Annotated in this window: 24 protein-coding genes; 12 read left to right on the forward strand and 12 right to left on the reverse strand. The window is 34.8% G+C overall.

Annotation, left to right across the window (positions count from 1 at the left end; all coding sequences use genetic code 11):
• Positions 1 to 194, forward strand: a 194-nt coding sequence (locus LOK78_RS15650; protein ID WP_232635559.1) for a T9SS type B sorting domain-containing protein, incomplete at its 5' end; no start/stop codon positions are given.
• Between the two features lie 85 nt (positions 195 to 279).
• On the opposite strand, the gene LOK78_RS15655 is transcribed toward LOK78_RS15650, so the two are convergent.
• On the reverse strand, positions 280 to 1,482 hold the full coding sequence (locus LOK78_RS15655; protein ID WP_232635560.1) for a hypothetical protein: 1,203 nt from the start codon (positions 1,480 to 1,482) through the stop codon (positions 280 to 282).
• Positions 1,483 to 1,585: 103 nt separating this feature from the next.
• On the opposite strand from LOK78_RS15655, the gene uvrA reads away from it, so the two are divergent.
• The 6 genes from uvrA to LOK78_RS15685 all read left to right on the forward strand — a co-directional run bounded on the left by uvrA (position 1,586) and on the right by LOK78_RS15685 (position 11,827).
• Complete coding sequence (gene uvrA, locus LOK78_RS15660; RefSeq protein ID WP_232395183.1) at positions 1,586 to 4,420, forward strand: excinuclease ABC subunit UvrA; 2,835 nt, start codon at positions 1,586 to 1,588, stop codon at positions 4,418 to 4,420.
• Positions 4,421 to 4,524: 104 nt separating this feature from the next.
• Complete coding sequence (locus LOK78_RS15665; protein WP_157492056.1) at positions 4,525 to 4,692, forward strand: lmo0937 family membrane protein; 168 nt, start codon at positions 4,525 to 4,527, stop codon at positions 4,690 to 4,692.
• Positions 4,693 to 4,843: 151 nt separating this feature from the next.
• Positions 4,844 to 5,530 (forward strand): LOG family protein, encoded by a 687-nt coding sequence (locus tag LOK78_RS15670; RefSeq protein ID WP_166961353.1) that lies wholly within the window; start codon positions 4,844 to 4,846, stop codon positions 5,528 to 5,530.
• 174 nt (positions 5,531 to 5,704) lie between these two features.
• Positions 5,705 to 8,467, forward strand: coding sequence for a gluzincin family metallopeptidase (locus LOK78_RS15675; protein ID WP_232635561.1), 2,763 nt, complete (start codon positions 5,705 to 5,707; stop codon positions 8,465 to 8,467).
• 196 nt (positions 8,468 to 8,663) lie between these two features.
• Positions 8,664 to 11,075 (forward strand): alpha-ketoacid dehydrogenase subunit alpha/beta, encoded by a 2,412-nt coding sequence (locus LOK78_RS15680; protein ID WP_232635562.1) that lies wholly within the window; start codon positions 8,664 to 8,666, stop codon positions 11,073 to 11,075.
• A 152-nt stretch (positions 11,076 to 11,227) separates the two neighbouring features.
• Positions 11,228 to 11,827: a COG3650 family protein gene (locus LOK78_RS15685; protein WP_232635563.1), complete on the forward strand. Its 600-nt coding sequence runs from the start codon at positions 11,228 to 11,230 to the stop codon at positions 11,825 to 11,827.
• A 53-nt stretch (positions 11,828 to 11,880) separates the two neighbouring features.
• On the opposite strand, the gene LOK78_RS15690 is transcribed toward LOK78_RS15685, so the two are convergent.
• The 4 genes from LOK78_RS15690 to LOK78_RS15705 all read right to left on the reverse strand — a co-directional run bounded on the left by LOK78_RS15690 (position 11,881) and on the right by LOK78_RS15705 (position 16,389).
• Complete coding sequence (locus LOK78_RS15690; RefSeq protein ID WP_232635564.1) at positions 11,881 to 12,441, reverse strand: type 1 glutamine amidotransferase domain-containing protein; 561 nt, start codon at positions 12,439 to 12,441, stop codon at positions 11,881 to 11,883.
• Positions 12,442 to 12,597: 156 nt separating this feature from the next.
• Complete coding sequence (gene holA, locus LOK78_RS15695) at positions 12,598 to 13,602, reverse strand: DNA polymerase III subunit delta (RefSeq protein ID WP_053970411.1); 1,005 nt, start codon at positions 13,600 to 13,602, stop codon at positions 12,598 to 12,600.
• Between the two features lie 169 nt (positions 13,603 to 13,771).
• Positions 13,772 to 14,992 (reverse strand): T9SS type A sorting domain-containing protein, encoded by a 1,221-nt coding sequence (locus LOK78_RS15700; protein ID WP_232635565.1) that lies wholly within the window; start codon positions 14,990 to 14,992, stop codon positions 13,772 to 13,774.
• A 185-nt stretch (positions 14,993 to 15,177) separates the two neighbouring features.
• Positions 15,178 to 16,389, reverse strand: coding sequence for a T9SS type A sorting domain-containing protein (locus LOK78_RS15705; protein WP_232635566.1), 1,212 nt, complete (start codon positions 16,387 to 16,389; stop codon positions 15,178 to 15,180).
• A 144-nt stretch (positions 16,390 to 16,533) separates the two neighbouring features.
• Between LOK78_RS15705 and LOK78_RS15710 the strand changes: the two genes are divergently transcribed.
• The 3 genes from LOK78_RS15710 to LOK78_RS15720 all read left to right on the forward strand — a co-directional run bounded on the left by LOK78_RS15710 (position 16,534) and on the right by LOK78_RS15720 (position 18,981).
• Entirely contained in the window at positions 16,534 to 16,980 is a 447-nt protein-coding gene (locus LOK78_RS15710) for a type I restriction enzyme HsdR N-terminal domain-containing protein (protein WP_232635567.1), read from the forward strand.
• Complete coding sequence (locus tag LOK78_RS15715) at positions 16,977 to 17,975, forward strand: glycosyltransferase family 2 protein (protein WP_232635568.1); 999 nt, start codon at positions 16,977 to 16,979, stop codon at positions 17,973 to 17,975. The genes LOK78_RS15710 and LOK78_RS15715 overlap by 4 nt, the downstream gene beginning before the upstream one ends.
• An 85-nt stretch (positions 17,976 to 18,060) precedes the next feature.
• Positions 18,061 to 18,981, forward strand: a complete 921-nt coding sequence (locus LOK78_RS15720; protein ID WP_082316504.1) for an OmpA/MotB family protein — start codon at positions 18,061 to 18,063, stop codon at positions 18,979 to 18,981.
• Between the two features lie 66 nt (positions 18,982 to 19,047).
• On the opposite strand, the gene LOK78_RS15725 is transcribed toward LOK78_RS15720, so the two are convergent.
• Complete coding sequence (locus LOK78_RS15725) at positions 19,048 to 19,668, reverse strand: L-threonylcarbamoyladenylate synthase (RefSeq protein ID WP_053970416.1); 621 nt, start codon at positions 19,666 to 19,668, stop codon at positions 19,048 to 19,050.
• Between the two features lie 91 nt (positions 19,669 to 19,759).
• On the opposite strand from LOK78_RS15725, the gene LOK78_RS15730 reads away from it, so the two are divergent.
• Entirely contained in the window at positions 19,760 to 20,728 is a 969-nt protein-coding gene (locus LOK78_RS15730; protein ID WP_232635569.1) for a pepsin/retropepsin-like aspartic protease family protein, read from the forward strand.
• Positions 20,725 to 21,687, forward strand: a complete 963-nt coding sequence (locus LOK78_RS15735) for a glycogen-binding domain-containing protein (RefSeq protein ID WP_232635570.1) — start codon at positions 20,725 to 20,727, stop codon at positions 21,685 to 21,687. The genes LOK78_RS15730 and LOK78_RS15735 overlap by 4 nt, the downstream gene beginning before the upstream one ends.
• Before the next feature lie 42 nt (positions 21,688 to 21,729).
• Here the strand turns inward: LOK78_RS15735 and LOK78_RS15740 are convergent, their stop codons facing one another.
• The 6 genes from LOK78_RS15740 to LOK78_RS15765 all read right to left on the reverse strand — a co-directional run bounded on the left by LOK78_RS15740 (position 21,730) and on the right by LOK78_RS15765 (position 25,451).
• Entirely contained in the window at positions 21,730 to 22,056 is a 327-nt protein-coding gene (locus LOK78_RS15740) for a hypothetical protein (RefSeq protein ID WP_232635571.1), read from the reverse strand.
• A gap of 76 nt (positions 22,057 to 22,132) precedes the next feature.
• Positions 22,133 to 22,378, reverse strand: a complete 246-nt coding sequence (locus LOK78_RS15745) for a hypothetical protein (RefSeq protein ID WP_232635572.1) — start codon at positions 22,376 to 22,378, stop codon at positions 22,133 to 22,135.
• 186 nt (positions 22,379 to 22,564) lie between these two features.
• Entirely contained in the window at positions 22,565 to 23,464 is a 900-nt protein-coding gene (locus tag LOK78_RS15750) for a tetratricopeptide repeat protein (protein WP_232635573.1), read from the reverse strand.
• A gap of 113 nt (positions 23,465 to 23,577) precedes the next feature.
• Positions 23,578 to 24,186: a hypothetical protein gene (locus tag LOK78_RS15755; RefSeq protein ID WP_232635574.1), complete on the reverse strand. Its 609-nt coding sequence runs from the start codon at positions 24,184 to 24,186 to the stop codon at positions 23,578 to 23,580.
• Positions 24,187 to 24,259: 73 nt separating this feature from the next.
• Positions 24,260 to 24,778: a hypothetical protein gene (locus LOK78_RS15760; protein WP_232635575.1), complete on the reverse strand. Its 519-nt coding sequence runs from the start codon at positions 24,776 to 24,778 to the stop codon at positions 24,260 to 24,262.
• 115 nt (positions 24,779 to 24,893) lie between these two features.
• Positions 24,894 to 25,451, reverse strand: a complete 558-nt coding sequence (locus LOK78_RS15765; RefSeq protein ID WP_232635576.1) for a hypothetical protein — start codon at positions 25,449 to 25,451, stop codon at positions 24,894 to 24,896.
• Between the last annotated feature and the right edge of the window lie 35 nt (positions 25,452 to 25,486).

Genomic DNA, 25,486 nt, shown 5'->3' on the forward strand with positions numbered 1-25,486 from the left:
CTAAAATTTATATATTTGACCGCTATGGAAAGCTGCTCAAGCAATTGAGCCCCACTGGCGAGGGATGGGACGGTACCTACAACGGGGAGCTGATGCCATCGAGCGACTACTGGTTCACGGTCGAGTACACCGAACCGGGAGAAAGCAACGGGGAAACAAAGATCTTGAAAGAGCATTTTACCCTCAAGCGTTAATAAAGGAAACTCTTAAACTAACTTCATTATAAACCTAAAAAGCCTCTGAGAAATCAGAGGCTTTTTTTTTAAGTGTTACAAATATTTAAAAAATGGTATATCCTAAAATGATGGAATAACCTTGGTAATCTGCCCCCCAATTAGAATAATCAGAGGCCACTTGTCCTTTGAAAGCATATTGAATCTCGCCCGAAAATTTATTTAAAAATTTACATCCCAAACCAAATTTAAAGTTCCCCAACTGACTTAATTCAATGTCAGTTCTTTTATCAAAATCTATTTTCGCATCACCTAACTCTTTTACATATCCATAGGTAAAGTTGGCAAAAATGAGGGCATCATTAGCCAAATAGAATTTATGTCTAACACCAAAATTAATATCCACATATTGATAATTTACGCTAACATAATAACCATATAAACCTAAAGGCCCTACTGCATCTGATTTGAAGGAAGCATAAACAGGCTCTAATATAACGGCCCATTTATTTTTATTAAAAGGAAGAACCAATTCTAGTTCAGCCCCTACCCTGAGAGCTGTTTGCATTCCAAAATCTATATATCCAAAGACAACTTCATTCGGAGTCGTTACCTCCATGGAATAGAAATTCAGACCAGGTCTTAATGAAAGGTGAAATTGAGCCTTATTATTATTCTTAAAAACATTATAATCCACATTTTCGCAAGTATTATAGCCTATAAACACCTGAGTTAAGTCTTTTGAATTATATTCTACACTTCTTACCATTTCCAACATCTTGGAACCACATGTTAATTGGGAATAAATTTGTTCTCTAAAATCTTTATTGTAGAAAATTTCTCGTTTCTCGTTTACATATCGTTTGTAAATCAATTGCGTAGTTTCACCTCCATCGAGACTAAAAAAATATTTTGAAAGCCCATCCTTTTCGGTGAATTGAAACAAATGTGCCTTACCACTAACTAAGGTTTTAAGAAATAGATTCTTTGTTTCAAATTTAGGTTCCCTTTGTAAACTTAAATTGTCCAAATGATCACTTGAAACATCTATTTGCACTTGTCTTCTTACATATTGAGATTTCCCAATAACACCAAATTCCTTTATATCAGAAATGGTCAACGATTCTACTTGGGATGACAGATCCTTTTTAATCAAAATAGTATTGGGATTCCCTTTCCAGTCTTTATTTTTTATGAGACAATCAACTCTGCTTCCTGAATTGGTAATATAGTAGCCATTTTCAAATTTTATTTGAGAAAACAGGCTGATTTGGAAAAATAAAAAAGTAATGAACAGTAGGTTTTTCATAGTTAGTTTTTAAAAATTAGCCGCAAACATACGATAATTTCATATGATGAAATGCCCTTCTATTTTCAACGCAAATTAAGTACCTTTGTGTCTTTGCATTTTTATGAGCCAATTTGAAGAACACATAGAAGTTAAGGGCGCCAGAGTCCATAATCTTAAAAATATTGATGTAACCATTCCTAGGGATAAATTGGTTGTTATCACTGGCCTTTCAGGCAGTGGTAAATCTTCATTGGCTTTTGACACCATTTATGCTGAAGGGCAGCGTCGTTACATTGAGACATTTTCAGCCTATGCGCGCCAATTTTTAGGTGGGTTGGAACGGCCAGATGTTGATAAAATTGATGGGCTTTCTCCAGTTATTGCTATTGAACAAAAAACTACTAGCAGATCGCCACGTTCTACGGTAGGCACCATCACTGAAATTTATGACTTTCTCAGGTTACTTTACGCACGTGCCAGTGACGCTTACAGTTATAATACTGGTGAAAAAATGGTTAGCTATAACGATGACCAGATTAAGGAACTGATTATTGAAAATTTCAAGGGTAAGCGCATCAACATTTTGGCCCCTGTTATTCGTTCTCGAAAAGGGCATTATCGGGAACTTTTTGAACAAATTGCCAAACAAGGATTTGTAAAAGTGAGAACCGATGGTGAGATACGCGATTTAATTAAAGGAATGAAATTAGATCGTTATAAAACTCACGATATTGAAATTGTAATTGATCGTCTTAAAATTGACGACTCCATTGACAATGATAAACGCCTTTCTGAAACCATCAATACAGCCATGTATCATGGTGAGGACGTGCTTATGGTAATAGACCAAGACACAGATGAAGTTAGGTATTTCAGTCGGAATTTAATGTGTCCATCTACGGGTATCTCATACCCAAATCCAGAGCCCAATAATTTCTCGTTCAATTCACCCAAAGGCGCTTGTCCAAAATGCCATGGATTGGGAAAACTGTATCAAATTAATGAGCAAAAAATCATTCCTGATACATCACAATCCATAAAGCAAGGTGCATTAGCACCACACGGACCTCAAAAAAATAGCTGGATATTTAAACAATTGGAAACCATTGCCCAAAGATTTCAATTTTCATTAAATGATCCTTACCAAAGCATTCCTAAAGAAGCTAAGGAAATGATACTTTATGGAGGGAATGAAAAATTTTCAGTTGAGAGCAAAACCCTTGGAGTTACTAGAAATTACAATATTGATTTTGAAGGAGTAGCGAATTTTATTGAAAACCAATACCATAATTCTGATTCCACTTCCTTAAAACGTTGGGCCAAAGAATTTATGGACAAGGTTCCTTGTCAGGAATGCGGCGGCAGCAGATTAAGAAAAGAATCACTTTACTTTAAGGTCAACGAATTAAATATTGCCGAATTAGCCCATAAAGATATCATTGATTTGTCAGACTGGTTTGAAGACCTACCAAAACATCTGAGTGGCAAACAATGGAAAATTTCCGAAGAAATCATTAAAGAAATAAAAACAAGGTTACGATTTTTAGTGGACGTCGGATTAGAATATCTATCACTTGACAGAAGCTCTAAGTCCCTTTCAGGAGGGGAAGCTCAAAGAATCAGGCTCGCCACACAAATTGGTTCCCAATTAGTTGGTGTACTTTATATTCTTGATGAACCAAGTATTGGTTTGCACCAAAGAGACAATGAAAAGCTTATCAATTCATTGGTATCTTTAAGAGATGTTGGAAATTCGGTAATCGTGGTTGAGCATGATAAAGACATGATAGAACGCGCTGATTATGTTATAGATATTGGACCAAAAGCTGGAAAACATGGTGGAGAAATTATCAGCGAAGGTAACCCCGAGGAACTCAAAACACACCACACATTAACAGCCGACTACTTAAACGGCACCAAACAGATTGAAGTACCCAAAGAACGTCGAGCAGGAAATGGTAAAACAATCCTTTTAGAGGGATGCACCGGTAACAATCTTAAAGATATTACCGTAGAATTTCCATTGGGTAAAATGATAGGAATAACCGGGGTATCCGGTAGCGGGAAATCTACTTTAATAAATGAAACCCTCTACCCTATAATGAATGCCCATTATTTTAATGGTGTTAAAAAACCTATGCCTTATAAAAACATTAAGGGATTAGAACACATAGATAAAGTAATCGACATCAATCAATCACCTATAGGAAGGACTCCTAGAAGCAATCCAGCCACTTACACGGGCGTATTTAGTGAAATAAGAAGTTTATTCGCTAAAATTCCGGAAGCCATGATACGCGGATATAAACCTGGAAGATTTAGCTTTAATGTCAAAGGAGGCCGATGTGAAACTTGCCAAGGAGGCGGATTGAGAGTTATTGAGATGAATTTCCTCCCGGATGTTTACGTGGAATGCGAAACGTGCCAAGGAAAACGATTCAATAGGGAAACCCTAGAAATAAGATATAAAGGAAAATCCATTAGTGATGTGTTGGAAATGACCATCAATGAAGGGGTAGAATTCTTTGAACACATTCCGAAAATCTATAAAAAATTAAAAACCATTCAAGATGTAGGTTTGGGCTATATCACTCTAGGTCAGCAAAGCACTACTTTGTCTGGCGGTGAAGCACAGCGAATCAAACTTGCCACTGAATTGAGTAAAAGAGATACTGGTAATACGTTTTATATTTTAGATGAACCCACAACAGGATTGCATTTTGAGGATATTCGTGTGCTCATGTTGGTCCTTAATAAATTAGTTAATAAGGGCAATACTGTTCTGATCATAGAGCACAATATGGATGTTATCAAAATGTGTGACCACCTTATCGATATTGGCTATGAAGGAGGAAAAAAAGGTGGAAAGGTTGTTGGAATAGGAACACCTGAAGCTTTGACAAAGAACACAAAAAGCTACACGGCTAAATTTCTAAAAAAGGAACTAAACTCTTAATTTTTTATTAATTCATTATAACTTTAAGTTAATAACTAGCGATAATTAACAATACTACTTAATTATTTACTACATTAGATTCATAACACTAAAAATCAATAATTATGAAAAGTTTACTATGGTTAGTTGCCGTAATCTGTATTATCGCCTGGTTACTTGGTATGCTAGGTATTATTCCTGGATTGGGAACAAGCAGTTTAATTCACGTTTTAATTGTGATTGCCGTTATTGTTATTTTGTATAATATCATTTCAGGACGCAAACCTCTGTAACAAATTAAGAATTCAAAATAATAAAAAGTCTGGCATTTTTGTCAGGCTTTTTTTATGATTCTAAACAAGAAGCAAATAGTTGATTTAATTGTATGAAATCATTTAATTCCTTTAAATTTGTTGGTTTTAGACAAGCTTATTAATCACAAATATGAGAAAAGAACGACACCATAAAAGCTGGAATGAAATAAAAACCAATGATTCTTGGGCCATTTTTAAAATTATGGGAGAATTTGTAAATGGTTATGAAAAACTAAGCAGAATAGGACCATGTGTTTCTATTTTTGGATCAGCTAGAACCAAGCCCAACCATAAATACTATAAACTAGCCGAAGAAGTTGCTAAAAAAATCGTTCATAAAGGTTACGGTGTAATTACAGGTGGCGGCCCTGGTATTATGGAAGCAGGAAACAAGGGTGCTCATATTGCTGGTGGAACTTCTGTTGGACTGAATATTGAACTTCCGTTTGAACAACACGATAATCCTTACATCGACTCTGATAAAAGTTTGGACTTTGATTATTTCTTTGTGAGAAAAGTTATGTTCGTCAAGTACTCTCAAGGTTTTGTTGTAATGCCAGGTGGTTTTGGAACATTAGACGAACTATTTGAGGCTATAACACTCATTCAAACCAATAAAATTGAGCGTTTCCCAATTATATTAGTTGGAACAGATTTTTGGGAAGGCCTTATGGATTGGATTAAAAATACTTTGATAAATGAAAAAAATATCAGTCCCAAAGACCTTGATCTTATACACCTAGTTGACACGGCAGATGAAGTTGTAAATATTCTAGACGAATTCTATAACCAATTTGGATTAAGTCCAAACTTCTAGTCTTTTACTTTAACAGAAACTTGTAAATTTTTAATACAAAATAGACTATATTTCCTTAAAATAATTGCTATTAACATTCCATTGCCAAAGTTGAATTTATTCAGATTCTCCTTAAGACTTCGGTTAGTTGTTGTCTTTTGCCTTTTTAACACCATCATTTGGGGTCAAAACCGTATGGATATAAAAGCCGATTTTGATACAGAAAACAAACAAATCAAAATTGAGCAAACCATTACGTATATAAACACATCGAATGATGTTTTGACAGAAATTTATCTTAATGACTGGATTCAAAGTTTTAGCAGCAAGACCACACCTTTAGCTAAAAGGTTTGCTGAGGAATATAAAACGGTTTTCCATTTTGCTAAAAGTGAGGATCGTGGTTATACAGCCATCACAGCAATGACGCAAAATGGTCAAGAATTAAGCTTCAACAGACTTAAAGACCAACCAGATGTTATCAAAGTAATCCCTATAACGCCCATAAAACCAAATGAATCTTATACCATAGAGTTAAAATATGTAGTTCAAGTTCCCAATGATAAATTTACTAGGTATGGGGTCTCTGATCTGGGAGAATACCACCTAAGATACTGGTATATTACACCTGCCATATATAATGGTAAATGGCAATATTATAGCAATAAGGATTTAGATGATATGTTTATTCCAAAATCGGATATATCCATGGAAGTACGTTTTCCCAAAGACTTATATCTTGCATCCGAATTAAACGTGCTATCTACCAAAAATGATGGCAATAAACAAATAATCACTTTAGAGGGAAAGGACCGAATCAACACCAAACTTTTTTTAGATCGCCTTAAACGATTCAGTCAAGTAGAAACTGAATATTTCACCCTTATCTACAACATTGATAATGAAAATTTAAATTTAGTCGATCAGCTAATCAATATTGACAAAATTGCGGGATTCTTAGATCAAAATTTAGGTAGTTATCCTCATGAAAACTTGCTATTAACACATATCGATTACAAAAAGAATCCCATTTACGGATTGAACCTCCTACCCGATTTTATCAGACCATTTCCTGATCAATTTCAATATGAACTCAAGATTCTAAAAACGGCACTAAACAACTATTTAGAAAATATTTTATTGATCAACCCAAGAGAAGACCAGTGGTTGATTGATGGTCTTCAAACATACTTTTTGATAAAATATGTAGATGAAAATTACCCTGAAATGAAAATTTTTGGAACCCTTTCAAATGTCTGGGGAATCAGAACTTTTCATGCCGCCGAATTGGATTTTAATGACCAATACAATTTTCTTTATATGCACATGGCAAGAACCAATTTGGATCAACCTTTATTGATGCAAAAAGACAGCTTGTTAAAATTCAATATGAATATCGCCAACAAATATAAAGCAGGCGTAGGACTAAGGTATCTAGACGATTATGTGAATGCCAATATTCTTGAAAACACCATCAAAGAGTTCATCGCCAACCAAAGTCTAAAAGAAACCAATACCGGTGATTTTGAACAATTGATAAAATCAAAGACATCAAAAAACATCCATTGGTTCTTTGACGAATATCTCAAAACATCCAAGAAAATTGACTTTAAAATTAAAGAGGTTCAAGAATTCCCAGATTCCATTCAAGTAACCATTAAGAACAAAAGAGATAATCATATGCCGGTCTCTCTTTTTGGCCTAAGAAATGATTCTGTAGTTTACAAAACTTGGGTAGATGATATCAATAAATCTAAAACGGTCACAGTTCCTAAGAATCATATCGATAAATTAGTCCTTAATTATGATAAGTCTATTCCCGAATTTAATTTGAGAGATAATTGGAAATCCATGAAAGGTTTTTTGTTCAACAACAAACCTATTCAGTTTAGATTGTTTAAAGACATTGAAGACCCCTACTACAATCAAATATTCTTCATGCCTCAAATTAAATACAACTATTATGATGGGTTTGCACCAGGACTTAAGCTTTATAACAAAACAGTACTCACCAAGGCATTCAACTACAACCTTAGGCCTAGTTATGCTTTAAAAAGCCAACAGTTGGTTGGAAGCGGAAATGTAAGCTATATTCAAAGACCAGAAAACAGAGATCTTTATTACATTAGATATGGGTTTTCAGGAGCGTACTCCAACTATGCTCCAAACTTGAGCTATACTTCGCTGCAACCCTATGTTCAGTTTCGATTTAGAGACCATAAAGACTTAAGAAACAATAGAAAAAACTATCTTACTTTTCGATATGTTTCCATCAATCGTGAAGAAGATCCACTAGGCATTTACAACGTAGAAGAAGAACCTAGCTACGGGGTATTTAATGCCCAATTTGGACATTCCAACCCCAATTTAAAAAATTATAAATTTTGGAATACCGATTTACAGTTGGCCAAAAATTTTGGGAAAGCTTCATTCAACTATGAGTTTAGAACCCTTACCGAAGGTAACAGACAATATAACCTAAGGTTCTTTGGAGGTGTTTTCTTGTATAATAAAACCTATGAAAATTCGAATTTCTTTAGCTTTGCTTTAGACCGACCAACAGACTACCTATTCGATTACAATTACTACGGAAGATCAGAAAATACAGGGATATTTAGTCAGCAATTAATTATAGCCGAAGGTGGATTTAAGTCCAAATTAAATCCCGCATATGCCAACCAATGGATAACTACATTGAACGGTAGCGCCACCATCTGGAAATACATTCATGCCTATGGTGATATTGGATTGGTAAAAAACCATAATTTCAATCCAGAGTTTGTTTATGATTCAGGAATCCGATTTAGTCTGGTTGAGGATTACTTCGAACTATACTTTCCAGTTTATTCCAATTTAGGCTGGGAAGTTGCCCAACCCAACTACGAAGAAAAAATCAGGTTCATAGTTACCTTAGATATCAAGACTCTATTTGGTTTATTTACAAGGCGCTGGTATTAAAAACAGCCCCTATTTTTATCAAAAAACCCTATTAACATATTGAGGTTTTTTTAATGAAAATGTAATTTTTAGAGATTTTTTTAAAAATTGCATAATTTTAACCTCCTATTTTGAATAATACTCAAAATATTAACTGTTTTTCGCGTTGCAAAAGTTATCAAAATTTCTTACTTTTGCAGTAATTCTCAAAAACACTATGCAAACAAATCCTGATATTAAAACTAAACTTTCTTTTGACGATTTTAAACAAGAGGTACTTAACGATTACAAAGTAGCCGTTACCTCAAGAGAATGTAGCCTTCTTGGACGTAGAGAAGTGCTTACAGGAAAAGCTAAGTTTGGAATCTTTGGAGGTGGTAAGGAAGTACCACAATTAGCAATGGCCAAGGCCTTTAAAAATGGTGATTTTAGATCTGGTTACTACAGAGATCAAACCTTTATGATGGCTATTGGAAAATTATCCATTGAAAACTTTTTCTCTGGTCTTTATGCCACTATTGACTTCAATCAGGAACCCATGTCTGGAGGACGACAAATGGGAGGCCACTTTATGACTCCAACCATAGATGAGAATGGTGATTGGTTGGATTTAACAAAAACAAAAAATACAAGCTCAGACATCTCTCCTACTGCGGGTCAGATGCCACGATTGCTTGGTTTAGCGCAAGCTTCAAAAATTTACAGACACGTAGAAGGCATAGACAGTTCCAAATTTTCGAATAATGGAAATGAGGTTGCGTGGGGAACCATAGGTAATGCAAGTACTAGTGAGGGATTATTTTTTGAAACGATTAATGCAGCTGGCGTCCTTCAAGTACCGATGATTATAAGTGTTTGGGATGACGAATATGGTATTTCTGTGCATGCAAAACACCAGACAACCAAAGAAAATATTTCAGAAATCCTTAAAGGATTCCAAAAGGATGAAAATAGCAATGGCTACGAAATTTTAAAAGTTAAAGGCTGGGATTACGTTTCATTGATCGAAGTTTATGAAGAAGCTTCGCAAATTGCTCGTGAAAAGCACGTACCTGTCTTGATCCATGTGCAGGAGTTGACACAACCCCAAGGTCATTCTACCTCAGGATCTCATGAAAGATACAAAAGTAAGGAGCGATTGGAATGGGAGGTTCAATATGACTGTAATGCCCAAATGAGGGAGTGGATGATTGCTACTGGCATTGCTACCGAGGAAGAGCTTTCTGAGTTGGAGAAATCTATCAAAAAGGCAGTTCGTGATGGTAAAAAAGCAGCTTGGACTTCGTTCGTTCACCCTATTAAAGAAGAAAAGTCACAAATTATAGACATATTAGATAAGCTCGCATCAAGCAGTCCCAATAAGGTATTCATTACCAAACTTAAGAATGAATTGGATGCCATAGCGGAACCAATAAGGAAAGATGTCATTTCTACAGCAAGAAAAGCTCTTAAATATGTGATTTCAGAAAATACCCCTGAAAAACAGAATCTGATTAACTGGATAGAAACCTATTTTGATAATATCCAGCCGAAATATAGTTCACATCTTTATAGTGAATCACAAAAGGCGACACGTCTAGTTGAAGAGGTAAAACCTCAATATAAAGAAACTTCAGAGGAAGTAGACGCTAGAATTATCATTAGAGACAATTTTAATGCGCTTTTTAGCAAACACCCTGAAGTTTTGATTTTTGGTGAGGACTCTGGAAACATTGGAGATGTAAACCAAGGTTTGGAAGGGATGCAGGAGAAATATGGAGAACTAAGAGTGGCTGATGCCGGTATTAGAGAAGCTACCATACTTGGACAAGGAATCGGGATGGCCATGAGAGGATTAAGGCCTATTGCTGAAATTCAGTATTTAGATTACCTTATGTATGCCCTCCAAACGATGAGTGATGATTTATCTACTGTACATTACAGAACCAAAGGGCATCAAAAAGCTCCGGTTATTGTTAGAACCAGAGGACATAGACTGGAAGGGATTTGGCATTCAGGTTCTCAACTAGGAGGCATTTTAAATTTGGTTAGAGGTATACTTATTCTGGTCCCTAGAAACATGACCAAAGCAGCGGGCTTCTATAACACACTTTTAGAAAGTGACGATCCCGCCTTGGTGATAGAATGTTTAAATGGTTACCGCCTTAAAGAAAAGCTACCTACAAATATGGGTGACTTTAAAACCCCAGTAGGTGTTATTGAAACTTTAAAAGAAGGAAAAGATATCACTTTAGTCTCTTATGGTTCTACTTTACGCATTGTCGAGGAGGTTGCTAAAGAATTAATGGAAGTTGGTATTGATGCTGAAGTTATAGATGTGCAATCATTGATTCCATTTGATCTGAATCACGATATCGTAAAAAGTGTAGCTAAAACCAATCGTTTGATGGTTATTGATGAGGATGTTCCTGGAGGTGCTTCAGCTTACATTTTAAATGAAATTTTAAATACACAAAATGCGTATAAGCATTTAGATAGCAAACCAAGCACTCTAACTGCGAAAGAGCATAGACCTGCTTATGGTAGTGATGGAGATTATTTCTCAAAACCATCGCATGAAGACATTTTTGAGGCCATTTATGCCGTAATGCATGAATCTGATCCAAATACATATCCTAAATTAAGATAGAAATTTTAGGTTCTAAATTAAAAGCCCTCTGATCTAAAAGAGGGCTTTTTATTCTTAAAACCCAAACAAACTTCATTTTTATAGCTAATCACCTCAAGTTGTTGGTTTTATAATTATTTTAAATTACATTTAATAACCTAATCCTCATCCACATGAAAATAAATGGTCTCCTCCTGCTTTTCCTTATCGTTTTTTCCTCTTGTAGAAATAGTAACCATGCCACGATCCAGATAGAGGACGAAGTCGACACACCTGATTCAGCCATTAGAACTGTAGAGTTGGATACAACTCCAGATTCTGATTCATTGCCACGGGAAGATCAAATAAAGGCCTTTTTGGAAGATGATTTAAAAGATGATATTCCCATTATGAGCCCTACAGACCGTAAATACCAATTTGAGGAAGTTGATTTAAATGGGGATAGCAAAAATGAAATCTTTATACAACTTACCTCTCCCTATTTTTGTGGTACGGAGGGATGCACCTATGTCCTATTAAGCTCAGATTATCAGTTGATAACTAAATTTTCAGTAACAAGACCCCCCATTTTTGTTGAAAAGAAAATGGTAAACGGCTGGAAAACGCTATTGGTAAAAAGTGAAGGGCAATTCAAGGAATTGGTTTATAACCCAGACACCAATTCTTATCCTGATAATCCTTCAGTTGTTGAAGATGCGCCTTTTGAAGCTCCTAGCGCTAGTGCGATCGTCCTTTTTGAAATTAATGTAGATTTGAACACTTTTGAATTCTAAATAAGAAAAAAGCCACTAAACAGTGGCTTTTTTAATACATCATGTTCTAAAATCTAAGCAACTTGCTCTTCATGTTTTCCTTCATACACCTCCTCAACTAATTTAGAACAAAACGCATTTAAATCATCTGGCGTACGGCTTGTAACCAAACCTTCATCTACAACTACTTCTTCATCTACCCAATTTGCACCAGCATTTACAAGGTCAGTTTTAATAGACCCATATGATGTTACTTTTCTATTATTAAGAACATTGGCCTCTGCCAACATCCAAGGGGCATGACAAATAGCTCCTACGGGTTTATGATTTTCAAAGAAGGACTTTACAAAATTAACTGCATTTCTATTTTTTCTTAATGTATCTGGATTCATAACTCCTCCAGGCAGCATCAATGCATTATATTCAGATTGGGAAACTTGATCAATTGTTTTATCCACCGAAACTTCGGTACCCCATTGACCATCTTTCCAAGATTTAATATTTCCTGTTCTGTCTGATACAATTTCAACTTGAGCACCTGCTTTTTCTAAAGCTGCTTTTGGTTTTAACAATTCACTTTCTTCAAATCCATTGGTTGCCAAAATAGCAACTCTCTTTCTTTCTAAATTTTCCATCTTCGTTTGATTTTTAAGGTTAATAATACTTAAAGTTACAAGTTTAGAAGGTGGTTCAAGAAAAATTACAGCCCTTTAACCCCAATTTAATATGGGTTGTTAAAGTCTATAAGATTAACGTTAAATCAGGATTGAAAATGCTAAAAAAATTAACGGTTACATGAAAATTTTGACCAATAGTTCATTCAAAAGGTCTTTTTGGGAAAGTGAATTGGCACCCACTCCTTTTGACTTGACATCAAATTCCCTTAGCGTCGCTACTATAGTACTCACCTTTCTCATTGGGAAATTTTTGGAGGCAGTGATATACTCTCCAGCAAAATATGGATTGATTTTCAAGGCGGCAGCAACACTTCGGGATGATTTATCATTCAATCCATGTAAATGAAGCAATTTAGAAAAATACGTATAGAGAAAACCAATGGTCAGCACTAAAGGATTATCCTTGGGGTTGTCTCCAAAATATTTAACGATACGATACGCCTTATTTTCATCTCTTTCCCCAATAGCCTTATGCAATTCAAAATTATTATAATCCTTACTAATACCTATGTTTTCCTCAATATGTTCAGGAGTAATTTGTGTCCCATTAGGAAGGATAACCTGGAGTTTATTTAATTCATTACTAATCTTACTTAAATCCGTTCCTAAGAACTCTGAAAGCATCATAGCCGCCTTTGGAGTAATGGTATACCCTTGCCCCGAAAGAACTCTTTTTATCCAATCAGGAATTTGGTTATCGTATAATTTCTTACTGTCAAAAACCAATCCCACTTTCTTAATTTCCTTATAGAGCGACTTTCGTTTATCAAGTGTTTTATACTTGTAATTGAGCACCAAAATTGTTGATGGTTGTGGCTGCTTCACATAAGACACTAAATTCTCAATAGTTCTAGATAAATCTTGAGCTTCTTTTATGACCACCACTTGATATTCTGCCATCATTGGAAACCGTTTGGCGTGACCCACAATCTCATCTATGGATACATCACGGCCATAAAGCGTCATCTGGTTAAATCCCTTCTCGTCTTCATTAAGGACCTCTTTCTCGAGCAATTCTGAAATACGGTCAATATAATAGGGTTCCTCTCCCATTAAAAGATAAATGGGTTTAAATTTTCTGGCCTTAATATCGGCTACTATTTGTTTGACCTCGTCCATGTAAGTGTATTATTGGAAACGAATTTATTAGGAATTTAGGATTCAAAAATAGGGAAATTACATTCCAACTTGGCTAACAAAACACATAATATTCTACCTAAAATGTCATAAAAAAAACCGCGACAGAAATAAATCCACCGCGGTCCCACATAGTTAGCTTAGTCAAAAATTAAATTCTTACGACTTTTATAGTCTTTGTTTGAATTCCATCTACTTCAATATTTAAAAAGTAGATTCCTGATTTATTATCCTGTAAATCAATAGATAACTCTCTAGATTGATTATCACTGTAAGTTCCAATAATTTGTCCAGTGATGGTAACCAATGTTACCTTATAATTATTTATCTCATTTAAAGAAATGGTCACGAAATCTGAAGTTGGATTAGGATATACCTTGATTCCATCAATAACAGAAGTATCAATACCCAGAGAAGCCACTTCCATACATTCAGAAGTAGTCATACATCCATCCAATGTAATTTCTACCGCATAAGTGCCAGCCACTTCAGGCGTAAATGACTGTTCGGTAGCGCCATCAATGTATGCTCCACCATTATCACAATCTATCCATTGATAGGAGGCATCCGCTTGAAAAGCTGTTAGTGTAGTTTCTTCTAGGGTAATGAATGGGGCACCCTCTACATAATTGGAAGTCGTTCCTGTTAGAGCAAAATTATTTAAAACACCGTCATTGCCTTCAACCAAATCAATAACAGCTGTAATCCCAGTATTGTCAGAACCAGCAGTTCCTTCATTCAACTGATAATTCGCCACAAGGTTTAATGTATTGGCACACATTTCTACGTACATTGCTGATTGTATTTCTGTATCAGTTCTCGCTACATTCCATACTCTAACATCATCAATTAAACCATTGAAAGGAATAGATCCACCAGTAACTCGTTGACCAATTCTTAAATTTCCATAGCCACTAGTCGTATTAACTGTACTGAGTGACCCAGTTCCTTCTTGGACTCCATTCACATATAAATAGCCTATACTATTATCTAACACAAAAGCTACGTGAGTCCAAGTGGCAGTAGGTATTACATTGGCGGCAGTTGTAATATTAGCATTTGTTCCACCAGAAATATATTTAAGACTTCGATCACCTCCTACCACAAAGGTATTTCGATCTCCCACGTCGTTATGACCATAATCTAGGATTGCTAAATTTGAAGATGGCGCACTCGAAGACACATAAATCCATGCCTCAAAAGTACGATCATTATCTCCTAAGACACCATTGAATGGGGTTTGGATATAATCATTACTACCATCAAAGCTCAAGGAAGTTTGTGCATGAATTGTTCTAGGAAAAATAAAAAACCCTATCCCGAATAAGAATAAACTACATTTTATAATAAAATTTGGTAATTTTTTAATCATAGTAACATTATTTTAAGTTTATCCTTATAAATAAACCAATATGTTAACTTTGTCATTCAAAAAAATTAACTCATTAACATTAAATTAACCTAGAAATTATAAACACTGAGAACTACATAAAAAAAGCCACAACAAATTAAATATTTGAAGTGGCTTAAATAGTGGTTATTAGTGTTAGTTAAATTTTAAAGCTTCACAATTTTAAATGTTTTTGTTTGCCCCTTTTCTAATTCAATTTTTAAAAAGTAGATTCCTGATTTATGATTTTGTAAATCAATCATCAGCTTATTGGATTGATTACCATTAAAGCTCCCAATAACTTGTCCAGTGATGTTAATCAATTTCACATTAAAACTATTAGTCGCATTCAAGGAAATAGTAACAAAATCAGCTGTTGGGTTAGGAAAAATATTAAGGCTCTCTATTACCGAAGTTTCAATGCCCAGTGAAGCTACTTCCATACATTCAGAAGTAGTCATACATCCATCTAAAGTAATTTCTACCGCATAAGTACCAGCCACTTCAGACGTAAAGGACTGTTCGGTAGCGCCATCAATGTATGCTCCACCATTATCACAATCTATCCATTGATAAGTAGCGTTCTCTTGAAATGCTGTTAAAGTAGTTTCATCTAATGTAATTAAAGGAACTCCATCCACAAAATTGGAATTAGCATCCGTAAGAGCAAAATTATTTAAAACACCGTCATTTCCTGCAACCAAATCATTCACGGATGTAGCACCAGTATTATCAGCTCCAGAAATTCCATCATTCATTTTATAATAAGCAACAAGCCCCGAAGTGCTTTCACAAAACTCAGTATACATAGCATCCTGAATTTCGTCCCCTGTCCTAGCAATGTCCCAAATTCTTACTTCATCCATTTGCCCTCCAAAAAACATGTTATTGGTAGAGGCTGCTGCGACCCGATTTCCTATTAGCACATCTTCATACTCAGAAGGTGTATTAACATTTGATAAATTACCTGATATTGCTTCAACTCCATTTATATAAAGATACCCTGTACCATTATTTAGAACAAAAGCAACATGAGTCCAAGCATCTAAAGGTACCGTATTAGGATCTGTACCAAGATTTGCAAATGATCCTCCAGAAACAAATCTCAAACTATTGTCATCTTTAATAAGAAAAGTGTTTCTTGAACCAGCAGCATTAATCCCATAATCCAAAATTCCTAAATTGATTGAAGGACCTGGTGATGGCACATAAATCCAGGCTTCAAAGGTTCTGTTAGCAGATCCAAGTACACCTGCAAATGGTGTTTGGATATAGTCATTAACCCCATCAAAATTTAAACCCGTTTGGGCATTAGAAGTTAACATGGTTCCTGCAAAGCAGGCAGCTAAAAGCATTTTTTTGTGTAATTTTTTTATCATAGTTGGTTCATTTGAATTTCCTCTAAAGGTATCTATGACCATTTGCAAGTTCCCAAAATCAAATTCCGTTTAACCTTAATTTAACCTAAGGATTTTTCTCAACCATATAACTTACTTCCCATTAGAGTTTGATACATTTGTGGCGTGGTTGCATTAAATTTTCCTACATATTCGTTCAGGTTCAAACAGATAGAAGGCAAAGCCTATATCTTTGACTGTATCCGAAAAAAATTCATTCAACTACAGCCCGAAGAATGGGTTAGACAACACTGTATTCAGTATTTGATGCAAGAAAAAGGCTATCCCTCTTCCTTAATCAATGTAGAAAAGGAGATTCATTTAAATGGTCTCAAAAAACGCTACGATATTGTGGTGTTTCATCCAGATGGTTCTATTCATCTGATTGTAGAATGCAAAGCACCAAACATTGCTATTTCACAAGCTACTTTTGATCAAATTGCTCGCTACAACTTAACGCTTAAGTCTGATCTATTGATGGTCACCAACGGAATTAATCACTATTATTGTCACATGGATTGGCAAAACGAATGCTATAATTTTTTAAAAACCCTACCAAAGTATACTCTATGACTCTTGCAGTAGCCATTTTAAATTGGAACGGAAAAGACCTCTTGCAGCAATTTCTTCCATCTGTGGTAGCCCATTCCCCAAATGCAGATATTTATGTTGTTGATAATGCCTCATCAGATGATTCGGTGGCATGGGTTGAAAACAACTTCCCTACATTAAAGGTTATAGTTAACAAGGAAAATGGTGGATATGCTAAAGGGTATAACGACGGTCTTTCACAAATAAATGCTGACGTTTTTTGCTTGTTGAATAGTGATGTGGAAGTAACTCCTAATTGGTTAGAACCCATTATCGAAGAGTTCAACTCCAATCCAAAGACAGCTCTAATCCAACCCAAAATTTTAAGCTACCACAATAAAGATCATTTTGAATATGCTGGAGCAGCCGGTGGATTCATTGATAAATTGGGTTATCCCTTTTGCCGCGGACGTATCTTTGATACCGTTGAAAAAGACCTAGGTCAATACAACGAACGCTCTCCTATTTTTTGGGCCTCTGGAGCTTGTTTGTTTATAAAAAGTGACACTTTTCATCAATTGGGTGGTTTCGATGAGTCCTTTTTTGCTCATATGGAAGAAATAGACTTATGCTGGCGAGCTTTTAATCAAAACCTAAAAACCATCTATCTTCCAAGCAGCATTATTTATCATGTAGGAGGTGCTACCTTAAAAAATACGAATCCGAGAAAAACCTACCTCAACTTTAGAAACAGTCTGTTTGCATTGACTAAAAATGCCTACGGCCCTATTTGGGCACTCATCTTCATGCGACTGGTTTTAGATGGAGTTGCTGGCATCAAATTTCTTTTGGAATTAAAACCGCAGCATACCATTTCAATTCTGAAAGCACATCTTTCGTTTTATTCAAAACTACCCTACTTAATTTCGAAAAGAAAACAACAAAATTTGTCCAAAGAATACTTTTACACCAATTCCATCGTTTGGACATACTACGTGCAAAAAACCAAAACGTTTGACCGCTTACATAAATGTTAAATTTTATGTTAATCCCCATTCAAACAAGGCTTGTTTTGCATAATTTTGAAATGTTAAATTTTTAATTATTTAATCATAAACTATCATGAAAAAATTAATGTTATTGAGTGTTTTATCCTTAGTTCTTCTGGGATCCTGTGTTTCTAAAAAGGAATATGCTGCACTTGAGGCAAAACAAAAAGAAACGCAAGATTTGCTAAACTCTGCAACAGTAAAATTAAATAGCTGTTTAGCTGAACAAGCAGCAGCAGCAGCGCGTGTTGAGCAAATGAGAGACCAACTTGAAGACTTAAGAAAAGCTAATCAAGATTTAATTGATACTAAAGGAAACTTAACAACCTTAACTCAAAAAGGTGCTGAAAACCTTGAGAAATCTTTGGAAAGCTTAAAGGAAAAAGATCTTAAAATCACCCGTTTACAAGACGCTTTAAACAAAAAAGATAGTGTGACCCTAGCAGTTGTTACCAGCTTGAAAAAAGCGGTTGGAATCAACGACCCAGATATCGAAATCAATGTTGAAAAAGGAGTTGTATTCATCTCTATTGCCGATAAATTATTATTCCAAAGCGGAAGTTACACAGTAACTTCTAGAGCTCAAGAAGTATTAGGAAAAGTAGCTAAGGTTGTTAACAGCAAACCAGACTTTGAATGTATGGTTGAAGCTCATACAGACAACGTACCTTACAACAAAGGAGGCGTGTTAAAAGACAACTGGGATTTAAGTGTAAAAAGAGCAACTTCTGTGGTAAGAGTGCTTCAAGATTTAGGTGTACAACCTAAACAATTGATTGCTGCCGGTAGAAGTTTCTACGCACCTGTTGCTTCTAATGATACTGCTGATGGTAGAGCTCAAAACAGAAGAACCAGAATCGTAGTTATGCCTAAAATTGACCAATTCTATGAAATGGTTGAAAAAGAAATGAAAAATCTTGCTGAAGGAAACGGTGCTGCTGAACAAACGGCTCCTGCTACCGAAGCAACTGAGGAAGGAGAAGGAGAAGATTAATCTTTCTCAATATAGAGCATAAAAAAGTCCGACGCATGTCGGACTTTTTATTTTTATAAGTTTTTCTTAAAAGATTTCCAGACTTCCTTTCCCCTCCCTTAATACGACAGGAGTGTCTTCAGACAAGTCAATAATGGTAGACGGTTCATTATCTCCATAACCACCATCAATAACCAAGTCTACTAACCTATCCCATTTTTCATAGATCAATTCAGGATCGGTTGTATATTCCAAAATTTCATCCTCATCATAAATGGAAGTTGAAATAATAGGATTACCAAGTTGCTTTACAATTTCAATAGCAATTTTATTATCAGGAACACGAATCCCTACTGTTCGTTTCTTTTTAAAAGCCGTAGGCAATGTTTTTGCTCCAGGAAGGACAAAGGTATAGGGACCCGGTAAGGCTCGTTTTAAAATTTTAAAAGTCGCGGTATCTATTTGTTTGACATAGTCACTTAAATTACTCAAATCTTCACATACAAATGAAAAATTGGCTTTTTCCAACTTCACCCCTTTAATACGGGCCACTTTTTCCAAAGCCTCCTTATTCGTGATATCACATCCCAAACCATAAACCGTATCTGTCGGGTAAATAATCAATCCGCCTGCACGTAAAATTTTTACCACTTTTTGAATTTCCCTCGGATTGGGATTTTCTTCATAAATCCTTATGAATTCAGCCATATATAATCGTATTTAACACAAATTTACGCCATTAATTCCATTTAATTTTGATTATCTTGTAACATAAAATGGTTCCTGCAGTCTATTAAGTATGCCACCCAAAAGATTATATATCTTACTGTTGTATGTGCTTTGTTACATCAACTCTTTCTCCTTTACAAAAAAGATAGGAGGCATTACCTTTCCCAAAGCTGAAATTCTCAATGAATATACTGCCAGGATTCCATTTAAAATGGTGGACCACCTTTTAGTGATTGAAGCAGAAATTTTTGATCAAAAGGGTAATTTTATTATCGACACGGGTTCGGAGACCTTGATTTTGAACAAGGTCCACTTCCCCATCCAATATGAATTTAACAGACGAAAAAAAGCCACATCGGGTGTCGTAAACCTCATGGATGATGCCATTGAGAAAAAGATCAAGGAATTTGTTATCCAAAATCTAAGCCTTAGTGACAAAGTATCAGATGTTATAGACCTATCGCATATTGAAAAAAACAAAAAAATGCACCTTCTGGGCATTATCGGTTTCCAGATACTTCAGGACTACGAAGTGTTTATCGACCTTTACTTAAATCAAATCACACTGACTAAGGTAGACCGGTTTGGAACCAAATTTGACAAAAAAGTGTATTTGGAAAAAATTACCGATAGTATTCCATTTACCCTTGTAAATCATACCATCGTTTTAAAAGCAACTGTTAACGACCAAACTTTAAAATTTGGTTTGGATACCGCTGCAGAAGTCAACCAACTCAACAAACGGGTTTCTAGAAAAGCCCTAAAATACTTTAAACCCAACGGCCACTTAAAACTTACTGGCGCCTCTGGCAAACAGATTGAAGTTTTGGCAGGGAAATTGCATTTGGTAAAATTGACAGACCAAATTTATTTTGGTCCTATGGACACCATTTTAACCAATCTAAGTCAAATGAACGAAGCTTTTGGGGTTGATCTAGACGGTATTTTAGGCTATGAATTTTTCAGGCAAAAACGAACCATTATCAATTATCAAAAAGAAAAGCTTTACTTTGTATTAGATCCAATTACCAAACGTTGAGACAAAGTATCATTTATATTGTTCTTTTTTTACTTTCCCTTAATCATCTGTCGGCACAAAAGCATGCCTCAGGCTATCAGATAGAGGGCGATACGGTTGTGTTTACTTTTGACATCAGAGATTACAAACTGTTTACCAACGAACAAACAAACGTTAGAAGGAATTTCAAAAACATGAATGTGGAGGATGTTATTGTATCTGGTAACTTCAACATGTGGTCTCGCGATGGATGGCAAATGCGTCAAATTGATAAGAACATCTACCAACTCAAAAAAAGCCTGGATGACTTTACCGATGAGTACACTTGGGAATTCAAGTTTTTAATCAACAGAAAATATTGGGCCGAACCCGATAATAGCATGCCCAACATCACACCGGCAACCGATGAAGATGGAGACAAACTCTATGTCTACAATCTAAAATTCTATTCTGCCAAAATAGATCCCGATGGGAATGCCTGTTTCAAACTGCATGGGTTTGACAAAGCCAAAAAGGTGGTTTTGAGCGGTTCATTCAACAAGTGGGATGAACACCTGTTTCGAATGAAAAAAACCGATAATGGCTGGGAGCTTACACTACAATTGCGACCAGGTGTTTATGAGTATAAATTTATTGTGGATGGCAATTGGATGGAAGACCCAGACAATCCCTACAAGCGCACCAATGAATACAGCGGTCATAATTCCGTTCTCAACATAAAAGCCCCTGTTACCTTTCATTTAAATGGCTATCAAGAGGCCCAAACGGTTATCCTTACAGGTTCTTTTGTAGATTGGGACGAACATAAAATTAAAATGAAAAAGAACAAGGATGGTATCTGGGAAAAAACCCTCATGCTATCTGGTGGCAAACACCATTATAAGTTTATTGTAGATGGTAACTGGATGGAAGACCCTAAAAATGCCGTCAAAGAATATGATAGCTCTGGCAATATCAACTCTGTGGTGATGGTGAAGTAGTTTATTGGAAACTGGATTAGGGCTTTTTTAAAAATGAGTTTGTTAATGAAGCCAAAAGTACAAATAGAAAACTACGGAAATAATCAAAGCAATTAAGGTTGTTTTTGAAAGTTCGAATTGACCCTTTTTTGCTTTTCTAATAATTCTAACAGTGAAAAGAAATGAAACTGCAATTAATGGAAAATAAAATATTAAATTAATTGCAAGTCTATTCGCTCTATTTTCAAAACTTCCAAAACCTTTATCAAGAAAAAAATAAAATAAAAAGAAAATAATGATAACTGCAATGGCATAAAGAGTTAATGCACCGATAATATGTATAAGAATGGAAATAAAATTGGTTTTAGCTGATGAAATTCTTTTAAACATGATCTTGTTAATACATAATAACGGTTTACAAGTGTACCAAAAGGCATTGCATATAGGTTTTGTTGCAGTACGTTTTTTAATGAGTTATAGTGTATCTATAGCCCACATAGATTAAAATTAAAATTAAAACAACAACTACTTTAAATAGCCATCCTATAATCACATTTTTTTTAAATTCTTTTGGAGTGTAATTATCATTAAATTTTTTTCTACCTAAATTCCAAAAATATCTAATAATTGCACCAAACCATTCAGATGTATGTAATTCTCCATCTGCCTCATTGGCCCAATTCATATTCTCTTTACTACTTTTATTGTCCATTGGTCCTTTATTAAAACACTAAAATGGCTACTTATAACTTTCTCTTGAATATTTAAATTCAATGTTTTCCGGTTAAGCAATGGCTTTAGAATTCCTAGTGGATTCTAGCCTGCCCTGAGCATAGTCGAAGGGTAGTCGAATCCGCCATAATTGCGGTTATAATTTGTCGCAAACTGTGTTTTTACTTTATTCACAATACTTTTCAATTCTTTCTTGTGCATATTCAGCTCCTAATTCTTTTGCTTTTTTCCAATTTACACAAGCCTCTGTTTTTTTCTCTTGATTATATTTCGTGTTACCAATGTTGAAATATGTCATTGCGTCATTAGGTTCCAATTCCAATGCTTTTTTATAATCTTCAAGTGCTCCTTCATAATCTCCATTTTCGTCTTTTACAGTTCCTCTGTTTGTGATAGCAGAAATAAAATCAGGGGCTAATTCGATTGCTTTGTCGTAATCAGCTATTGCTGATTTCCAAGTGTAAAGTTCATTTTTTACTATTGCCCTTGAATAGTAAGAATTCGGTTCTTTTGGATTAATTTCTAAAACAATAGTCCAATTTGCAATTGCACCACTCAAATTATTTGAATTATATAAATCTATTGCTTTTTTGAAATAATAATCCTCTTTTGATTCTATAAATTCTGGAAGTATCGGTTCTTTATCAACTTCAGCTCCGTAAGCATCGAATTTACAATCAAACTCATATCCTCTTTTTGCCATATCTAAAGCCCAATACATTAAATTTTCCTTTGTGATTGGAAACAAGTCTGTTTTACCTCTCAATTCAAAACTACCTTCCCAAGTAGTATATTCCTCGAAAGAATATCCATAATTACTTTTCAGATATTCATTCAGCTTTTTAAGTTTTTCTTTTTTGTCAGATAGAAAGTGAAAATCGAGTTTTGTGTATGCAAAATCATTTAATTCACTTTTTTTCATATTTTCATAAACGTCTTCGGCAGAAACCATTTCCTTTCCAAAATTGTTGACGAAATCGTCCCATGTAAAATATGTGTTCTCCATTTCTTGACCAAAAGAATTTAAAATTGAAATAGTTAGTATGATTTGAAGCAGTTTTTTCATCCTTGCAAAAATGGTTTGTGTATAGTTTCTTTACGTGACACGAGCACGCATTGCTAACTGGCCGTAGGCAAAATAGGAAACAATGAATTATACATGGTGTTGTGGTGCGTTTTTTATTTTCGGTTTATAGCAAAGACGAGTGTCGAATTTGGCAAAATCTTGATTTCCTTTTCTTTGTCTTTCAATTCTTCGACATTGTCAGGATTCATGGTATGTTCTGTTTGGATTAAATACTGCCAATTACTTAATGTCAATACTTTATCTATTTGAATTACTAAAAATTCAGTTTTCGATTCTTTTTTGTAGAAGTAGTTAATTCCATTAATGACCATGTCACACGCTCCATCAATCGCAGTCAACTCGAACCATTGTTCGTTTAGTTTAATTCCTATTTCATTTGCCCAAGCATACGTTTCATATTTTATTTCAGTCTTACCGCTAGTTGTTTTTCCATAATATGATTTGATACTTACGTCATATACTTTATCTGGATCTTTTTCAATCTTTAGAATTCCAAAACTTCCTTGAAAATCAAGAATTACTTCATTCCTGTTTTCTATTTCAACGAAGATTACTCCATTTGTTGTTCCTGAAAACTCTCCACTTTCCATTTCTTGAAAAACTGAATTAAAGCCTTCTCCTTCTTTATATTTCTCGTCCGACTGACCGAATGAAACTTGAAGGCAAAGAATTGAAAGAAAGGTCATTATTAATCTTGACATGTTGTCTTTTTTAAATGCACCACAGCGGCTCTTATAGCCGTCAGGTATCGGTTTAGTTTACTTTGTTTTTCGGTTAAGAACTGGCGTTAGCAAACGTTTTTATTGATTTAATTAGTTCATTCTTGTTTTCCATTTCATTAGGAATTCGGATTTCACCTTTATTAAATAATTTTCTTTTTAATGATGAAACAGATTTGTCGAAAATCACGAATTTGGGATTTAATTCTATTCCGACATTTTCCCATTTAATTTCGGTATTCCTTTTGTTCCAACTTGTATCTTGAAATTCAAGATGAATTGGCTCAAGAAATTCACGTATTAAACTTTTTTCGGTTAATTTAATAGAGTATGATTTCCATAGTTTTTCCGAATTTTTAAGTCCCTTTTTCATCGCTGAATAAATTAAAAACCCAACTATTAAGAATGATATGATAAAATAAATTATTGTATTCAAAGATTCAGTCCCGAAAACAAAGTAATAAACTGTAAAAATTATAGTAGCAGTTATTATAAAAATCCAATTAGAGATTTTTTTATGTTTTTCGCGAGTGGTATCATATTTTTTTAAGTCAACCTTAAACTCTGTTTTCATCTTGGTTTAAATGTATTCTATCGGTTTGTATAAGAGTGGTGTGGTTATGTTTACGAGAAATTCCCGCAGGAAAATCAGAAGCAATGAATTATACAAGGTGTTGTGCAACGTTTTTTTATTCTGTAAATATTTCATTTAATATAAAATTTAAGTTTTCTTTTCCAACTTTGCTTAAACCACCATATTTCATATTCGGTGAAAATGGTTCCGATTCTGTCATTCCACAACCTTCCAAACACAACCAAACCTTTCCAATTTGCTTATTTTCTAAGTTATAAAATCTCAAAATATATTCTGATTCAGATAAACTCCATGTAGTCTCTGACCAATTGAAATTGCTAGGATTATTGAAAAATGTAATCAAATCAGCCTTATTCAATTGCGACACGGTTTTGGAAGTAAAACGACTGGTTAGAAAGCTATTCTTAAACAGCTTAATTTTCGCAACGTGCTCTCTTGGGAATTTATTTTTTCCAAATCCGAAATGTTCTTTATAAATATTTCTATGGTCTTGATATTCGTCATAATGGTCTTTCCATTCAAATATATTTTGTTCGTCAGTTGGAAGATTTTCAGAATAGAATTGTCCTCTGTCGGCAATATCGAAAATTATTACAATTCCGATTAATGCTAAAACTCCAATTGTGTATGATATTTTTTTCGGGATTTTCAATTCGTGACGATTTTCTCAAATGTGCGGCAACGGTC

The sequence above is a fragment of the Mangrovimonas futianensis genome, from assembly GCF_021245805.1.
Lineage (GTDB): Bacteria > Bacteroidota > Bacteroidia > Flavobacteriales > Flavobacteriaceae > Mangrovimonas > Mangrovimonas futianensis.

Excerpts from the sequence above, each read along its gene's own strand:
- LOK78_RS15655 (WP_232635560.1), bottom strand. The coding sequence starts at position 1,482 with ATGAAAAACCTACTGTTCATTACTTTTTTATTTTTCCAAATCAGCCTG.
- uvrA (WP_232395183.1), top strand. The coding sequence starts at position 1,586 with ATGAGCCAATTTGAAGAACACATAGAAGTTAAGGGCGCCAGAGTCCAT.
- LOK78_RS15665 (WP_157492056.1), top strand. The coding sequence starts at position 4,525 with ATGAAAAGTTTACTATGGTTAGTTGCCGTAATCTGTATTATCGCCTGG.
- LOK78_RS15670 (WP_166961353.1), top strand. The coding sequence starts at position 4,844 with ATGAGAAAAGAACGACACCATAAAAGCTGGAATGAAATAAAAACCAAT.
- LOK78_RS15675 (WP_232635561.1), top strand. The coding sequence starts at position 5,705 with ATGGATATAAAAGCCGATTTTGATACAGAAAACAAACAAATCAAAATT.
- LOK78_RS15680 (WP_232635562.1), top strand. The coding sequence starts at position 8,664 with ATGCAAACAAATCCTGATATTAAAACTAAACTTTCTTTTGACGATTTT.
- LOK78_RS15685 (WP_232635563.1), top strand. The coding sequence starts at position 11,228 with ATGAAAATAAATGGTCTCCTCCTGCTTTTCCTTATCGTTTTTTCCTCT.
- LOK78_RS15690 (WP_232635564.1), bottom strand. The coding sequence starts at position 12,441 with ATGGAAAATTTAGAAAGAAAGAGAGTTGCTATTTTGGCAACCAATGGA.
- holA (WP_053970411.1), bottom strand. The coding sequence starts at position 13,602 with ATGGACGAGGTCAAACAAATAGTAGCCGATATTAAGGCCAGAAAATTT.
- LOK78_RS15700 (WP_232635565.1), bottom strand. The coding sequence starts at position 14,992 with ATGATTAAAAAATTACCAAATTTTATTATAAAATGTAGTTTATTCTTA.
- LOK78_RS15705 (WP_232635566.1), bottom strand. The coding sequence starts at position 16,389 with ATGATAAAAAAATTACACAAAAAAATGCTTTTAGCTGCCTGCTTTGCA.
- LOK78_RS15715 (WP_232635568.1), top strand. The coding sequence starts at position 16,977 with ATGACTCTTGCAGTAGCCATTTTAAATTGGAACGGAAAAGACCTCTTG.
- LOK78_RS15720 (WP_082316504.1), top strand. The coding sequence starts at position 18,061 with ATGAAAAAATTAATGTTATTGAGTGTTTTATCCTTAGTTCTTCTGGGA.
- LOK78_RS15725 (WP_053970416.1), bottom strand. The coding sequence starts at position 19,668 with ATGGCTGAATTCATAAGGATTTATGAAGAAAATCCCAATCCGAGGGAA.
- LOK78_RS15730 (WP_232635569.1), top strand. The coding sequence starts at position 19,760 with ATGCCACCCAAAAGATTATATATCTTACTGTTGTATGTGCTTTGTTAC.
- LOK78_RS15740 (WP_232635571.1), bottom strand. The coding sequence starts at position 22,056 with ATGTTTAAAAGAATTTCATCAGCTAAAACCAATTTTATTTCCATTCTT.
- LOK78_RS15745 (WP_232635572.1), bottom strand. The coding sequence starts at position 22,378 with ATGGACAATAAAAGTAGTAAAGAGAATATGAATTGGGCCAATGAGGCA.
- LOK78_RS15750 (WP_232635573.1), bottom strand. The coding sequence starts at position 23,464 with ATGAAAAAACTGCTTCAAATCATACTAACTATTTCAATTTTAAATTCT.
- LOK78_RS15755 (WP_232635574.1), bottom strand. The coding sequence starts at position 24,186 with ATGTCAAGATTAATAATGACCTTTCTTTCAATTCTTTGCCTTCAAGTT.
- LOK78_RS15760 (WP_232635575.1), bottom strand. The coding sequence starts at position 24,778 with ATGAAAACAGAGTTTAAGGTTGACTTAAAAAAATATGATACCACTCGC.